This is a genomic window from Streptomyces solicamelliae, from assembly GCF_045348655.1.
GTDB classification, from domain to species: domain Bacteria; phylum Actinomycetota; class Actinomycetes; order Streptomycetales; family Streptomycetaceae; genus Streptomyces; species Streptomyces solicamelliae.
Genome location: NZ_CP160404.1, coordinates 1,473,213 through 1,487,154, shown reverse-complemented (window position 1 = coordinate 1,487,154; position 13,942 = coordinate 1,473,213). Strand labels below are relative to the sequence as shown.

The following is a 13,942-nucleotide window of genomic DNA, read 5'->3' as shown; positions in this document are numbered from 1 at the left end:
GAACGGAAGATGAACTGGGCCAGGCGGTGGGGTGTCTCCATCCGGTATCCAGTGGTTCCGCTTCGCCCTCGGGGTGCCCGTGGGTCACTCGAACGAGAGGGGTGCGACCGCCGGTCACGCCCGCAGTCGCGGGAGAGCGGGCGGCATGTGCCGGTTTTGCCGCACTCGTCCACCCTGCCGGAAACCCCGCCCGGACCCGCCCCGATGAGATTCTGGTCACTCCGCCGGCCCCGCGTCCGCTGGCACGCCGCGGCACCCGTGCCGACACTGGAACGGTGCGCCCGGCTACAGCGACGGCAGCGGCCGTCACCACCCTGATCGGTGTCGGTGCGGCCCTCTACGCGGCCGGCCGGTACGCCAGCGACGCGGCCCTCAACCTGCCGCCCGGCCGGGCCCTGCCCGGCGACCCGAGACTCACCGTGCACGCCACCGGCCCCGGCCGGATCACCCTCACCCGCAGCCTCGCCGCACTGCGGCCCGGCACGTACGGCATCGAGGGCCCCGAGACGCACGCCGTCGTCGGCCCCGTCCTCGACCACGTCCCGCACAGCCCCGACACCGTCGTACGCCGCCTCGAACGCGTCGAACTGGGGGACCTGCGGACCGGCGCCCGGGTCCGGCTCACCCCGCAGCTGCACACCGGCACCCCGCTCAGCGCCCTCGGCATCGACTACCAGGACGTCGAGATCGCCGGCGAGCTCGGCACCCTGCCCGCCTGGTACGTGCCCGGACCCCGCCGCACCTGGGTGATCACCCTGCACGGCCTCGGCACCACCCGGCAGCACCCGCTGAACCTGCTGCCCTTCCTGCACCGCCGGCAGATCCCCGTCCTGCTGCCCGCCTACCGCGGCGACCCCGGCGCCCCCGGCTCGCCCGACGGCCTCGGCCACCTCGGCGACTCCGAGTGGCGCGACGTCGACGCGGCGATCCGGCACGCGGTACGGCACGGTGCCGAGAAGGTCGTCCTGTACGGCTGGTCCACCGGCGCCACCATGGCGCTGCACGCCGCCGTCGGCTCCGGGCTGCGCGAACGGGTCGCCGGGCTCGTGCTCGACTCCCCGGTCCTCGACCAGGAGGCCACCCTGCGCGCCCTCGCCGCCGCCCGCGGCACCCCGAGCCTCCTCGTACCGCTCGCCGTCCGCGCCGCGCGCAGCCGGACCGGGCTGTACGGCGACACCCTCCAGGAGTCCGCCGACCCGCAGGCGCTGCGCGTCCCCGCGCTCCTCTTCCACGGCCCCGACGACACCCTCGCGCCCTGGGAGCCGTCCCGCGAACTCGCCGCCCTCCGCCCGGATCTGGTCACCCTTCGCTCCGTCCCGCACGCCCCGCACGCGGCCATGTGGAACGCCGATCCGAACCGCTATGAAGAGGCCCTGCGCCGCTTCCTCGTGCCCCTGCTCTAGGGCCTCTGAGGATTCCGATTGGGCTTTCGGGCCGTCAGCGGGAAGACTGCCCCCGTGACGTCTCGAAAGCCTGATGAGGAATTGGCGCGCAACTCCAGACTCCGACTCGTCCGCCCGCGGGCACTCGCCACGGCCCGCAGGGCCGTGACGACCCGGCGGACCCGGCCGGCGCCGCGGCCCCCCGAGGGCACACCGCCCCGCCAGGAACTGGCCCGCCAGGCGCGGACCGTCCTCGGCGACGCCGTCCGGATCGCCCGCTGGGCCTCCGGCGCCCGGGCCCCCGAGGTCCTCCCGGCGCGGGAACGGGCCGCCGCGGCGCTCGACCTGACGCCCGACCAGATCCGGGCCGGCTGGGACCGCGCCCGGCTCGCCGGTCTCGTCGAGCTGCACGGCGGGACCGCCCGCCCCGGCTGGCGGCTGCACGCCTGGGACCGTGACGACTCGGCCGTCCTGCGCGGCTGGGTCGCCCTCTTCGACGCCTGGTCGCTGGTGCACCCCACGCCGGAGGACGTCGCCCCCGGCGATGTCGCCGAGGTCGTGGAGGCCGTACCGCAGCTGCTCTCGCTCCTGCAGCTGTCCGCCGGCCCGGTCCTCGTCCCGGCCCTCCTGGACCTCCTCCGCCAGCGCGTGGAGGAGCTCCGCGAGGAACGCTGCGAGGTCCCGGACCCGGACGCCCCGGACACCCCGCCCGCGGATTCCGGTTTCCCGCCCGCGGACGCCCCGGACGCCCCCGCCGCCATCCGCACCGACGCCTCGCCGGCTCCGCGCGTAGACGCCTCCGGGGCGCCCACCGCCGCGGCGCTCGCCCCGCTGCTGGGCTGGGCGCTCGAAGGGCTGGCCGCCGTCGGCGCGCTCACCCTCGGCCCCGGGCAGGCCACCCTGACGCCGCTCGGCAACTGGGCGGTCTGGGTCAAGCTGGAGCAGATCTGCGTCGCCGCGCAGAGCCCGGCCGGCAACATCGAGCAGTCCGCCGAGGACATGCTGCGCGGCTGCGCCCGGCTCACCCCCGGCCCGGCCCGCGCCGAGTACCGCGCCTGGCTCGCCGCCCGCACCCTCGGCAGCGCCGTCACCGAACTCCTCGCCGTCGCCCGTGGTGAGGACGCCCTGCTGCGCGGCCTCGCCTTCGAGGCGCTCCGCGTCGTCGGGGCGCCCGCCGAGACCGAGGTCCGCGCCGCCGTCGACGAGCCCTCGCTCCGTCCGTACGCGCTGCTCTGGCTCGCCGAGTACGACGGCAGCGACCCCGACGACGCCCCGGACGTGCTCACCCGCGAGGAGGCCACCTGGCTCTGGGTGGACACCGCCGCGGCCGTCGCCGACCACGGCGAGAGCGACCTCCTGGTCCGCCACCTGGACTCCGCGGTGCAGGGCACCGTCCCCGCCCTGCTCGACGAGGTCCGGGCCGTCGGCCACCCGCGCACCGTCCAGGTCCTCGTGGCCCTGGCCGCCGCGCACCCCGACCCGGCCCTGGCGAAGGCGGTCCGCCGCGCCGCCTTCCAGGTCCACACCGGCGGGGCCTGAGCCGGACGCCGCCTACGAGGCGCCGGGGGTGTACGTCCCGAAGCTCCAGACGTTGCCCTCGGCGTCCCGGGCCATGTAGTCCCGGGAGCCGTACTCCTGGTCGGTCGGCGGCATCACGATCTCCGCTCCGTGCTCCACCGCTCTGGCGTGGTGGTCGTCCACGTCGGTCACGTGGACGTACACCCCGGTCGGCCCGCCGGACGCCATCAGCTTGTCGAACTCGCTGCCGGTGCCCGAGCTGCCGAGCATCACCATGCCGTTCCCGTACGTGAGCTCGGCGTGCGCGACCCGCCCGTCCTCGCCCTCGTACACGGCGTGCGCGGTGAACCCGAACGCCTCCGTGAGCAGCTTGATCGCGGCCTTGGCGTCGTCGTAGCGCAGGGTCGGACAGATGTCGGGTGCCTGGTCGGCCATCCCGATCACTTCCTCTCGATGTGACCTGGATCTCAGTCTGGCAGCCGCCACCGACAACGAGCCCGATGACGGGGCCCCGCTCAGCGGAAGGTGTCGCAGCGCGCCATGTCGCCGGTCCGGTAGCCCGTGTAGAACCACCGCTGCCGCTGCGCCGCCGAGCCGTGCGTCCAGTTCTCCGGCGTCACCCGCCCCTGGAACCGCTCCTGGATCCGGTCGTCGCCCACCGCGGCCGCCGCGGACAGGCCGTCCTGGATGTCCGCGTCCGTCAGCCGGGTCAGCAGCGGCCGCCCGGTCCGCTCGTCCGGCGTCGCCGTCGCGTGCCGGGCCCACACGCCCGCGTAGCAGTCCGCCTGCAGCTCCACCCGGACCGCGTCGGAGCCCGCGCCGGTCCGTCCGTCCCGCGCCCGGCCCAGCGTCCCCATCAGGTTCTGCACGTGGTGCCCGTACTCGTGTGCCACCACGTACGCCTGCGCGAACGGCCCGCCGCTCGCGCCGAACTTCGTGCGCAGGTCGTCGAAGAAGCCCAGGTCCAGATAGACCTGCCGGTCCCCGGGGCAGTAGAAGGGGCCCACCGCCGAGCTCGCCGCCCCGCAGGCCGTGCCGACCCGCTCGGTGAACACGACCGTGCGCGCGTCCCCGTACCGGCCGCCGCGCCGCGCGTACTCGGCCCGCCAGTAGTCCTGCAGGCTGTTGACCACGGCGACGATCCGGCAGTCCTCCCGGGCGTTCGCGTCCGCGCCGGTCCGGCACTCCCGGTCCAGCTGCGCGGCCGACGACGAGGTCGCCACCGGGTCCTCGCCGCCCGAGGAGAGCCCCAGCTGCTCCGGGCCGACGCCGAGGAACAGTCCCAGGACCAGCGCGATCAGGCCGACGATGCCGCCGCCGACGGTGCGCCGCCCGCCGGGGATCCGGCTGCCCCGGACGTCCCGGACCTCCGAGGTGTCCAGCCTGCCGTCGTCGTCGAACTGCACGGGGCCACCGCCCTCCGCGTCACGCCGCGGCAGGGGGCCGCCGCCCTGCGCCGAGTATCGATCACCCCCTCCGCTCCCGCCCCTTTTGTCGATCACGGGACGGAAAACCAGTTGCATACGCCCGTTAGACTGGCCTGCATGGCCATTCTCCCCGCGCACGATTAGACGGCGTCGAAGCCCGAAGCGCCCGTCCTTCCGCCGTCCATCCCGCCCTGGAGTCTGTCCGTGATCACCGCCACCGGCATCGAGCTGCGCGCCGGCGCCCGCGTCCTCATCGAATCCGCGTCCTTCCGTATCGCCAAGGGCGACCGCATCGGCCTGGTCGGCCGCAACGGCGCCGGCAAGACCACCCTCACCAAGTGCCTGGCCGGCGAGGGCCAGCCCGCCGCGGGCACCATCGCCCGCTCCGGCGAGGTCGGTTATCTGCCGCAGGACCCGCGCACCGGCGACCTCGACGTCCTGGCCCGCGACCGGGTCCTGTCCGCCCGCGGCCTCGACGTCCTGATCCGCAAGATGCGGCAGAACGAGGAGCGCATCGCCACCGGCTCCGGCGCCACCCGCGACAAGGCGCTCAGGCAGTACGAGCGCCAGGAGACCGAGTTCCTCACCAAGGGCGGGTACGCCGCCGAGGCCGAGGCCGCCACCATCGCCGCCGCGCTCGGCCTGCCCGACCGGGTCCTCGGCCAGCCGCTGCACACCCTCTCCGGCGGTCAGCGCCGCCGGATCGAGCTGGCCCGGATCCTGTTCTCGGACGCCGACACCCTGCTCCTCGACGAGCCCACCAACCACCTCGACGCCGACTCGATCGTCTGGCTGCGGGACTACCTGAAGACCTACCGCGGCGGCTTCATCGTCATCTCCCACGACGTCGACCTGGTCGAGACGGTCGTCAACAAGGTCTTCTACCTGGACGCCAACCGCTCCGTCATCGACGTCTACAACATGGGCTGGAAGCTCTACCAGCAGCAGCGCGAGGCCGACGAGAAGCGCCGCAGGCGCGAGCGGCAGAACGCCGAGAAGAAGGCCGCCGCGCTCAACTCGCAGGCCGACAAGATGCGCGCCAAGGCCACCAAGACCGTCGCCGCGCAGAACATGGCCAAGCGCGCCGAGCGGCTGCTCTCCGGCCTGGAGGCGGTCCGGGTCAACGACAAGGTCGCCAAGCTGCGCTTCCCGGAGCCCGCGCCCTGCGGCAAGACCCCGCTCACCGCCGAGGGCCTGTCCAAGTCGTACGGCTCCCTCGAAATCTTCACCGATGTGAACCTCGCGATCGACAAGGGCTCCCGCGTGGTCATCCTCGGCCTCAACGGCGCCGGCAAGACCACGCTGCTCCGGCTGCTCGGCGGCGTCGAGCAGCCCGACACCGGCGAGGTCACCCCGGGCCACGGCCTCAAGCTCGGCTACTACGCGCAGGAGCACGAGACCCTCGACCCGGACCGGACCGTCCTGGAGAACATGCGCTCCGCCGCGCCCGACCTCGACCTCGTCGAGGTGCGCAAGGTGCTCGGCTCGTTCCTGTTCTCCGGCGACGACGTCGACAAGCCGGCCGGGGTGCTCTCCGGCGGCGAGAAGACCCGGCTCGCGCTCGCGACCCTGGTCGTGTCCTCGGCGAACGTGCTGCTCCTCGACGAGCCGACGAACAACCTCGATCCGGCCAGCCGCGAGGAGATCCTCGGCGCGCTGCGCACGTACAAGGGCGCGGTCGTGCTCGTCACCCACGACGAGGGCGCCGTCGAGGCGCTCGACCCGGAGCGGATCATCCTGCTCCCGGACGGTGTCGAGGACCTGTGGGGCGCCGACTACGCGGACCTCGTGGCTCTCGCCTGATCATCTCCGTAGGGATCATTCGGCTCATCGGTGATCCGTCATCTGAGTGAGACGCTCTGGTACCGGTGCGTGACGTGACGCGGAATCCCCGCTTCGCGTCGCGCGCCGGTCCTCTGTCGGTCGCACGTCCCTGACCTGGCTCTTCGCTCGCCGGCCGGGACGAAAGGGGGCGCGACCACCACCGGAATCAAAGATTCCGGTCGTGTCGACCCCTTCCCCGGGCGCGAAGCTCGTGCCACGGACCTTGTCGAATGGGTGGCCAGGACGTCCGGGAGGGGTGATCATGAGAAGTCCAGAGCGCACTTCCCATGAGGAGGCACGGGTGGCCGAGACTCTGAAGAAGGGCAGCCGGGTGACCGGCGCCGCGCGCGACAAGCTCGCGGCAGACCTGAAGAAGAAGTACGACTCCGGTGCGAGCATCCGGGCGCTGGCTGAAGAGACCGGCCGCTCCTACGGATTCGTCCATCGGATGCTCAGCGAGTCCGGAGTGACGCTGCGCGGACGTGGCGGAGCGACACGAGGCAAGAAGGCCGCCTCGGCCTGACATCGGGGCGCACGCTCGTCCGGTCCACCGGTTCCGACGGTGGCCGCCCGGTCGGCCGAGGGGTCGACCGGGTGGTTACTGTGCAGTAGCTTAGCTTGAGCTCGTAGTGTCGAGCCGTGCTGCACGTACTGCACCCGAACCGGAGGCGCCCCATGACTACGCCCGACTCCGTCGACCCCGTGGTCGTCATCGACAAGGACGGCGTACGACTCACCGTCGAGGATGCCGTCGCCACGGTGACCCTGACCAATCCCGCCAAGCGCAACGCCCAGTCCCCCGCTCTGTGGCGGGCGTTGACGGAGGCGGGCCGGTCGCTCCCGGGCACCGTGCGCGTCGTCGTGCTGCGCGGCGAGGGCAAGTCCTTCTCCGCCGGCCTCGACCGTCAGGCGTTCACGCCCGAGGGCTTCGACGGCGAGCCGTCGTTCCTCGACATGGCGCGCGGCCCCGAGGCGGAGCTGGACGCGATCATCGCCGAGTACCAGGACGCGTTCACCTGGTGGCGGCGGAGCGACATCGTGTCGATCGCGGCCGTCCAGGGCCACGCCATCGGTGCGGGCTTCCAGCTCGCGCTCGCCTGTGACCTGCGCGTCGTCGCCGACGACGTGCAGTTCGCCATGCGCGAGACCAGCCTGGGGCTGGTGCCGGACCTCACCGGCACGCACCCCCTCGTCTCGCTGGTCGGCTACGCCCGCGCGCTCGAGATCTGCGCGACCGGCCGCTTCGTCCACGCCGAGGAGGCCGAGCGCACCGGCCTCGCCAACCTCGCCGTGCCCGCCGGTGAACTCGACGCCGCGGTACGGGACTTGAGCGCCGCGCTGCTCACCGCGCCGCGTGACGCGGTCATCGAGACCAAGGCCCTGCTCCAGGGCGTCTCCGGCCGGACGTACGAGGAGCAGCGCGTCGCCGAGCGCGCCGCCCAGGGCCGCCGGCTGCGCGACCTCGCCGGCCTCGGCGACTGACCGGGCCGGTACGACGCTCCGGAAGGGCGACCCGCACCCGCGGGTCGCCCTTCCGGCGTATACGGCGGTGCGGAATCCCCGACCCGCGCCCGAGGCCGCCGCGCACGGGTCCACCGGCCACCGGCCGCCCACGGCACCGGCTCCCCGGCGCGCGAGCCGGCGAGCGCGCTTACTGTGGGCAGCGGGGGACGATACCGCCCGGAAGGGACGAACGGTGATGACCGAATCCGCGAAGACCGACCAGCCGACCGTCGAAGAGCCGAGGGGCGCGATACGTCGTCCGTCCGTGACCAAGCGAGGCGGCGGCGAGCCCGGGGCCCGCGGCCGGACCACCATCGCCGACGGCGTTGTCGAGAAGATCGCCGGACTGGCCGCCCGGGACGTCGACGGCGTCCACGCCATGGGCAGCGGCCTCTCCCGCACCTTCGGCGCCATGCGCGAACGCGTCCCCGGAGGCGGCAAGTCGTCCAGCGTGACGCGCGGCGTGAAGGCCGAGGTCGGCGAGGTGCAGACCGCCCTCGACCTCGAGATCGTCGTCGACTACGGCGTCTCCATCGCCGATGTCGCCCGCGACGTCCGGGAGAACGTGATCGCCGCCGTCGAGCGGATGACCGGCCTGGAGGTCGTCGAGGTCAACATCGCGGTGAGCGACGTGAAGCTGCCGGAGGAAGAGGAAGAAGAGCCGGAGACGCGGCTGCAGTAGCCGTGTGCCCGGCGGAAGGAGCTCAGCATGAGCATGGCGGTGGTCGGCCTGGTGGCCGGCATGGCCCTCGGCTTCGCCGGGTACTTCGGCGGCTTCGGTGCCTTCGTACTGGTCGCGGCGCTGGGGGCGATCGGCTTCGTGGCCGGTCGCTTCCTCGACGGCGACCTCGAACCCGGCGACCTCTTCCGGGGCCGCGACCGCGGCGACCGGCGGAGGTGACCGCCGGTGGCCAGAGACCCGGTCACCGCCGCCGAACGAGGGGAGACCACCGTCGCCGACCGCGTCGTCGCGAAGATCGCCGCGCAGGCCGCGCGCGAGGCGCTCGAACGGCTGCCGAAAGAGGGTCACAAGCCGCACGCCACGGTCGTCGTGCACCGTGAGGCCGCACACGTCTCCGTGACCGTCGAACTCGACTACCCCTCCGACATCGGCGGCCAGTGCGGCGCCGTCCGCCGCCGGGTCACCGAGCGCGTGACCACCCTGGCCGGCATGGACGTCCCCGAGGTCACCGTCCACGTCGAGCGGCTGCACTCGCCGCACGCCGGACACGAGGCCCGCGGGAGGCTGCGATGAGCACCGGAACCGAGGCCGCGCCCCCGCCGGAACCGGCGCCCGGACCCGAGCCCGGCACCACCGACACCGACTCCGTCCCCGTACTCGCGGACGAGGCGGGGAAGCCCGCCGGCCGCTTCTGGTCCGTGCGGCGGATCCCGTCCGCGGTCCTCGCGGCCGTCGTCGTCGCGGGCGCGGGACTGCTGCTCTACGACGTTGCCGCGGTCCGCGCCGACCGCTCCGCCATGGAGTGGCGGCGCAGCCTCGCCGACGACCTCGCCACCCGGCCCCTGGACGACACCTGGGTGCTCGTCGGCGCGTCCGTCGCCGTCGTCCTCGGCCTGTGGCTGCTGATCCTGGCGGCCACGCCCGGTCTGCGCGCCGTGCTGCCGATGCGCCGCGAGCACCCCGACGTACGCGCCGGGCTCGACCGCGACGCCGCGGCCTTCGCGCTGCGCGACCGGGCCATGGAGGTCTCCGGGGTGCAGTCCGTGAAGGTGCGGATGGGCCGGAGGAAGGTACGGGTGCGGGCCCTGTCGCACTTCCGGGAACTCGACGAGGTGCACACCGACCTGACCGCCGTGCTCGCCACCGGGATCGACGAGCTCGGGCTCGCCGCTCCGCCCGCGGTCGTGCTGTGGGTCGGCCGGCCACCGAAGAGGAGGTGAACCGACGTGAAGCTGCGCCGCTTCAACCGCGGGCTGCTCGGGCTCGCCGGACTGGTCCTGCTGCTGGGCGGCGGGGCCGTGCTCGCCGCCGGGCTCGACCTCGCCGTCCCGTCCTGGTGGCCCTGGTCCGGCCCCGACGACGTGCTGCTGACCAGGGCCCAGCGGCAGCGGTGGCGCGACGAGGGCTGGTGGTGGCCCACGGTCATCGCCGTCCTCGGCATCGTGGTGCTGCTCGCCCTGGCCTGGCTGGTCGCCCAGTTCCGGCGCGGCCGGCTCGCCGAGGTGCTGGTCGACACCGGCGACGGTGAGGATGCGGTGGTCCGCGGTTCCGCCCTGGAGCACGTCGTGGCGGCCGACGTGGCCACGCTGGAGGGCGTCGCCAAGCCCCGCGTCTCGCTGCGCGGCAAGCGCACCGCGCCGACCGCGCGCGTGCTGCTGCTCCTGGAGCCGTACGCCGCACCCCGCGACGCCCTGACGGCCCTCACCGACGAGGCGCTGCGTCACGCCCGCACCTCGACGGGCCTGCCCTCCATCCCCACCGAGGCCCGCCTCCGCGCCGTGAAGCACCACGCCCGCCGCGTCACCTGACACGACGGGCGAGAGCGCGCCCGAGGCGGCCGGAAGCGTTCGAGGCGGTCAGAAGCCGTGCCGGAGGCCGCCGTCCACCGGGACCATCACGCCCGTCAGGAACGAGGCCGCCGGGGAGAGGAAGAAGGCCGCGGTGCGGCCGAACTCCTCCGGGCGGCCGTAGCGCCGCAGCGGGATCTGGGCCTCGTGCGAGGCCCGGGTCGCGTCGGCGTCGCCGGACAGCGCGTCCAGCTCACGGACGCGGTCGGTGTCGACGCGGCCCGGCAGCAGGCCGAAGACGCGGATGCCGCTCGGGCCCAGGTCGCGGGCGAGCGAGTTGGCGAAGCCCGCCAGGCCCGGGCGGAGGCCGTTGGAGATCGTCAGGCCGGCGATCGGCTCGTACACCGAACCGGACAGCACGAAGCCGATCACGCCGCCCTCCTCCAGCGCCCCGGCCGCCGTCCGCGCCATCCGCACCGCGCCCAGGTACACCGTCTCGAACGCGGCCTGCCACTGCTCGTCGGTGTTGTCGACGCCGAAGCCCGGAGCCGGGCCGCCGACGCTGACCAGAATGCCGTCGAAGCGCCCGAACCGGGCTTTCGCCTCGGCGATCACCCGCTCCGCCGCGCCCGGGTCGGCGTTGTCCGCGGCGACGCCCAGCGCGTCCGGCCCCAGCTCCTCCGCCGCCTTCGCGACCGTCACCTCGTCCCGCCCGGTCACCACGACCTTCGCGCCGTCCGCGAGCAGCGCCTCCGCGGAGGCGCGGCCGAGCCCCTTGGTCGCGCCGGTCACCACGTACACACGGTCCTTCAGTCCAAGATCCATGGGCCTATCCTGCCGCCTCGGTGTCCACCCCGACCACCTCTCCGTCGTCCAGGGCCAGCGCCGTGCCCACCAGCCCGATGTGGCTGAACGCCTGCGGGAAGTTGCCCAGCTGGCGGCCGGCGATCGGCTCGTACTCCTCCGCGAGCAGCCCCACGTCGTTGCGGAGCGCCAGCAGCCGCTCGAACACCTCCCGCGCCTCGTCCTTCCGGCCCATCAGCAGCAGCGCGTCCGCCAGCCAGAACGTGCAGGCGAGGAACGCCCCCTCCCGCCCCGGCAGCCCGTCGATCTCCTGCGCCGGGGTGTAGCGGCGGACGAAGCCGCCGTGCCCGAGCTCCCGGCGCACGGCCTCCACCGTGCCGACCACCCGCGGGTCGTCCGGCGGCAGGAAGCCGACCCGGGGGATCAGCAGCGTCGCGGCGTCCAGCTCCGCCGAGCCGTAGGACTGGGTGAACGTGTTCCGTTCCGGGTCGTACGCCCGGGCGCACACCTCCGCGTGCACCTCGTCCCGCATCGCCCGCCAGCGCGCCGGGTCCCCGTCCAGCGAGGGATCGGCCTCCAGGGTGCGCACCGCGCGGTCGGCGGCGACCCAGGCCATCACCTTCGAGTGGGTGAAGTGCCGGCGCGGCCCGCGCACCTCCCACAGCCCCTCGTCCGGCTCCCGCCACGTCGACTCCAGGAAGCCCAGCAGGCTCTTCTGCAGGTTCCAGGCGTGCGGCTCCGCCGGGATGCCCGCCTCCCGCGCCCGGAACAGCGAGTCGATCACCTCGCCGTACACGTCCAACTGCGTCTGCTCCACCGCCGCGTTGCCGATCCGGACCGGGACGGACTGCCCGTGGCCGCGCAGCCAGGGCAGGGTGGACTCGGGCAGCCGCCGCTCGCCGGCCGGGCCGTACATGATCTGCAGATCGGCCGGGTCGCCGGCGACCGCCCGCAGCAGCCAGTCCCGCCAGGCCGCGGCCTCGTCGACGTACCCCGCCGACAGCAGCGCGCCGAGCGTGAGCGTGGAGTCGCGCAGCCAGCAGTAGCGGTAGTCCCAGTTCCGTACGCCGCCGAGTTCCTCCGGCAGGGACGTCGTCGGCGCGGCGACGATGCCGCCGGTCGGCGCGTACGTGAGGGCCTTCAGCGTGATCAGGGAGCGCAGCACGGCCTCGCGGTACGGCCCTCGGTACGTGCACCGGGCCGACCAGTCCCGCCAGTCCCGCAGCGACTGTTCCAGGGCCATGAACGGGTCGACCAGCGTCGGGCGCGGGTGGTGCGAGGGGTGCCAGGTCAGGACGAACGCCACCCGGTCGCCCTCGCCGACGTCGAACGAGCAGCGGGTGCTGTACTCCTGGCCCCAGGTCTTCACCTGCGGCTCGCTGCGCAGCCAGACCGAGTCCGGGCCGGCGATCGCCACCCGGTGGCCGTCCGCCCGGCGCACCCACGGCACGATCGACCCGTAGTCGAAGCGCAGCCGGAGCACGGCGCTCATCTCGACGGTGCCGCTCACGCCCTCGATGATCCGCACGACGTCCGGGGCCCTGTCGCGCTGCGGCATGAAGTCGACGACCTTGACCGTGCCGGTGCGGGTCTCCCAGTACGTCTCCAGGACCAGCGACTCGCCCGCGTAGCCGCGCCGCGTGCACACCGTGGCGCCGGCGGGGGCGATGCGCCAGTGGCCGTTGTTCTCGTCGCCGAGCAGCGCAGCGAAACACGCCCCGGAGTCGAACCGCGGCAGGCAGAGCCAGTCGATCGACCCGTCGCGGCCGACCAGGGCCGCGGTCTGCAGGTCCCCGATGAGGGCGTAGTCCTCGATGCGTTGCGTCACGCCAAGGCGTGTTCCCGATCGGGCCGACGGCCAATCAGGCCGCGACGAGGCTCACACGCCGGCCGCGGCTCAGACGGCCGCGGCGGCCGGCTCCGGGGCCTCCGGACCCTCGGCGGCCTTGCGCCGGGCCTCTTCCTGGTCGCGTCGCTCGCGGCGGACCAGGATCACCCAGCCGACCGGCACGCCGGCCGCGAAGAGCCACCACTGGACGGCGTACGCCATGTGCGCGCCGATGGAGTCGTGGTCGGGCTCCGGGATCTGCTCGGGGGACTCGGTGACCGGGTCGGTCTGCTCGATGTAGCCGCCGAGCACCTTCGCGCCGGTCAGTTCGGCCTGCTGGGCGCTGTTGATCAGCATGACCTGACGGTCCGGCAGTCCGCGCAGGTCCTTGATGCCGCTGGCGCCGGTGGTCTCGTCGGCCTTCAGCCGGCCGGCGATCGTCACCTCGCCCTTCGGGGCGGGCGGCACCTCGGGGTACGCCTTCTGGTCCGGGGCGGCGGGCACCCAGCCGCGGTTGACCAGTACGGTCCGGCCGTCCTGGAGGACCAGAGGGGTCAGCACGAGCATGCCGACCTTGTCGTCGGCGTTGGTGCGGCGGCGCACCACGACCTCGTGGGCGGTGTCGAAGGTGCCGGTGGCGGTGACCTTCTGCCAGTAGTCGGCGCGCGGGACGGTGTGACCGGGCGAGGTCAGCGTCTCGACGGGGACGGCCTTCGCCTTCAGGTTGTCCGCGATCAGGGCGTTCTGGGCGACCCGGCGCTCGTGCCGGTGGAACTGCCAGAAGCCCAGCTTGATCATCACCGGGATGAGCACGAGAGCGACGAGGGTGAGGATCACCCACTGCCGGGACAACAGGAAGCGGTACACCCCATGACCGTACAACTTGGGCCATGGGGTGCTCGCAGGGGGGTTCCGCCCCGGTGCGGGGCGGAACGGGCTCAGACCTTGTCGACGATGCCCACCTTTCCTTCCGCGCGGGCGCAGTGGCCGCCGCAGTACCAGTTGCCCTCGAACTCGACGCCCTGGCCGATGATCTGGACCCGGCAGTGCTCGCAGATGGGCGCCATGCGGTGGATGGCGCAGGCGAAGCAGTCGAAGACGTGCACCGCGCCCTGCGCGTGCACCTCGAAGGACATGCCGTAATCGTTTCCGCAGACCTCACAACGTGCCATGCGCCACAGGGTGGG

16 protein-coding genes are annotated in these 13,942 nt (G+C 73.6%); 10 read left to right on the top strand and 6 right to left on the bottom strand.

All coding sequences use genetic code 11. The annotated features are described in order from the left end of the window. The first annotated feature begins 275 nt into the window (after positions 1-275). Both ABZO31_RS06890 and ABZO31_RS06885 read left to right on the top strand, forming a co-directional pair. Positions 276-1,403, top strand: coding sequence for an alpha/beta hydrolase (locus tag ABZO31_RS06890; protein ID WP_406860163.1), 1,128 nt, complete (start codon positions 276-278; stop codon positions 1,401-1,403). A gap of 54 nt (positions 1,404-1,457) precedes the next feature. Then, a complete protein-coding gene (locus ABZO31_RS06885) occupies positions 1,458-2,921 on the top strand; it encodes a hypothetical protein (RefSeq protein ID WP_406860161.1) in 1,464 nt (487 codons plus the stop codon). Between the two features lie 12 nt (positions 2,922-2,933). Here the strand turns inward: ABZO31_RS06885 and ABZO31_RS06880 are convergent, their stop codons facing one another. Beyond that, entirely contained in the window at positions 2,934-3,335 is a 402-nt protein-coding gene (locus ABZO31_RS06880) for a VOC family protein (protein WP_406860159.1), read from the bottom strand. An 80-nt stretch (positions 3,336-3,415) separates the two neighbouring features. Beyond that, positions 3,416-4,306 carry a neutral zinc metallopeptidase gene (locus ABZO31_RS06875; protein ID WP_406860158.1) on the bottom strand — a complete coding sequence of 297 codons (891 nt, stop codon included), beginning with the start codon at positions 4,304-4,306 and terminating at the stop codon, positions 3,416-3,418. Positions 4,307-4,531: 225 nt separating this feature from the next. Here ABZO31_RS06875 and abc-f point away from each other — a divergent pair, with 225 nt between their 5' ends. The 8 genes from abc-f to amaP all read left to right on the top strand — a co-directional run bounded on the left by abc-f (position 4,532) and on the right by amaP (position 10,144). Beyond that, on the top strand, positions 4,532-6,130 hold the full coding sequence (gene abc-f, locus ABZO31_RS06870) for a ribosomal protection-like ABC-F family protein (RefSeq protein ID WP_406860156.1): 1,599 nt from the start codon (positions 4,532-4,534) through the stop codon (positions 6,128-6,130). A 322-nt stretch (positions 6,131-6,452) separates the two neighbouring features. Next, complete coding sequence (locus tag ABZO31_RS06865; RefSeq protein WP_006123601.1) at positions 6,453-6,674, top strand: helix-turn-helix domain-containing protein; 222 nt, start codon at positions 6,453-6,455, stop codon at positions 6,672-6,674. 152 nt (positions 6,675-6,826) lie between these two features. Continuing rightward, the gene (locus ABZO31_RS06860) at positions 6,827-7,633 is read left to right on the top strand and encodes an enoyl-CoA hydratase/isomerase family protein (protein WP_406860154.1); all 807 of its coding nucleotides are present in this window, start codon (positions 6,827-6,829) and stop codon (positions 7,631-7,633) included. A 217-nt stretch (positions 7,634-7,850) separates the two neighbouring features. After that, entirely contained in the window at positions 7,851-8,336 is a 486-nt protein-coding gene (locus ABZO31_RS06855; protein ID WP_406860152.1) for an Asp23/Gls24 family envelope stress response protein, read from the top strand. A 27-nt stretch (positions 8,337-8,363) separates the two neighbouring features. Continuing rightward, positions 8,364-8,555: a hypothetical protein gene (locus ABZO31_RS06850; RefSeq protein WP_055602871.1), complete on the top strand. Its 192-nt coding sequence runs from the start codon at positions 8,364-8,366 to the stop codon at positions 8,553-8,555. 6 nt (positions 8,556-8,561) lie between these two features. Further along, positions 8,562-8,909 (top strand): Asp23/Gls24 family envelope stress response protein, encoded by a 348-nt coding sequence (locus ABZO31_RS06845; RefSeq protein WP_406860150.1) that lies wholly within the window; start codon positions 8,562-8,564, stop codon positions 8,907-8,909. Next, complete coding sequence (locus ABZO31_RS06840) at positions 8,906-9,556, top strand: DUF6286 domain-containing protein (protein WP_406860148.1); 651 nt, start codon at positions 8,906-8,908, stop codon at positions 9,554-9,556. Before ABZO31_RS06845 ends, ABZO31_RS06840 begins: the two co-directional genes overlap by 4 nt. Positions 9,557-9,562: 6 nt before the next feature. Further along, a complete protein-coding gene (gene amaP / locus ABZO31_RS06835; RefSeq protein ID WP_406860146.1) occupies positions 9,563-10,144 on the top strand; it encodes an alkaline shock response membrane anchor protein AmaP in 582 nt (193 codons plus the stop codon). A 48-nt stretch (positions 10,145-10,192) separates the two neighbouring features. Here amaP and ABZO31_RS06830 read toward each other — a convergent pair whose 3' ends face one another. The 4 genes from ABZO31_RS06830 to ABZO31_RS06815 all read right to left on the bottom strand — a co-directional run bounded on the left by ABZO31_RS06830 (position 10,193) and on the right by ABZO31_RS06815 (position 13,927). Next, entirely contained in the window at positions 10,193-10,948 is a 756-nt protein-coding gene (locus ABZO31_RS06830; RefSeq protein ID WP_406860144.1) for an SDR family oxidoreductase, read from the bottom strand. 4 nt (positions 10,949-10,952) lie between these two features. Further along, on the bottom strand, positions 10,953-12,755 hold the full coding sequence (locus ABZO31_RS06825) for a glycoside hydrolase family 15 protein (RefSeq protein ID WP_406860142.1): 1,803 nt from the start codon (positions 12,753-12,755) through the stop codon (positions 10,953-10,955). Between the two features lie 69 nt (positions 12,756-12,824). Beyond that, positions 12,825-13,622: an SURF1 family protein gene (locus tag ABZO31_RS06820; protein ID WP_406860140.1), complete on the bottom strand. Its 798-nt coding sequence runs from the start codon at positions 13,620-13,622 to the stop codon at positions 12,825-12,827. Positions 13,623-13,693: 71 nt separating this feature from the next. Next, positions 13,694-13,927, bottom strand: a complete 234-nt coding sequence (locus tag ABZO31_RS06815) for a hypothetical protein (RefSeq protein ID WP_406860138.1) — start codon at positions 13,925-13,927, stop codon at positions 13,694-13,696. Positions 13,928-13,942 lie beyond the last annotated feature (15 nt).

What these genes read in the sequence shown, in the direction of transcription:
- ABZO31_RS06880 (WP_406860159.1), bottom strand. Translation starts at nt 3,335, where the DNA reads ATGGCCGACCAGGCACCCGACATCTGTCCGACCCTGCGCTACGACGAC.
- ABZO31_RS06860 (WP_406860154.1), top strand. Translation starts at nt 6,827, where the DNA reads ATGACTACGCCCGACTCCGTCGACCCCGTGGTCGTCATCGACAAGGAC.
- ABZO31_RS06855 (WP_406860152.1), top strand. Translation starts at nt 7,851, where the DNA reads ATGACCGAATCCGCGAAGACCGACCAGCCGACCGTCGAAGAGCCGAGG.
- ABZO31_RS06850 (WP_055602871.1), top strand. Translation starts at nt 8,364, where the DNA reads ATGAGCATGGCGGTGGTCGGCCTGGTGGCCGGCATGGCCCTCGGCTTC.
- ABZO31_RS06840 (WP_406860148.1), top strand. Translation starts at nt 8,906, where the DNA reads ATGAGCACCGGAACCGAGGCCGCGCCCCCGCCGGAACCGGCGCCCGGA.
- ABZO31_RS06830 (WP_406860144.1), bottom strand. Translation starts at nt 10,948, where the DNA reads ATGGATCTTGGACTGAAGGACCGTGTGTACGTGGTGACCGGCGCGACC.
- ABZO31_RS06815 (WP_406860138.1), bottom strand. Translation starts at nt 13,927, where the DNA reads ATGGCACGTTGTGAGGTCTGCGGAAACGATTACGGCATGTCCTTCGAG.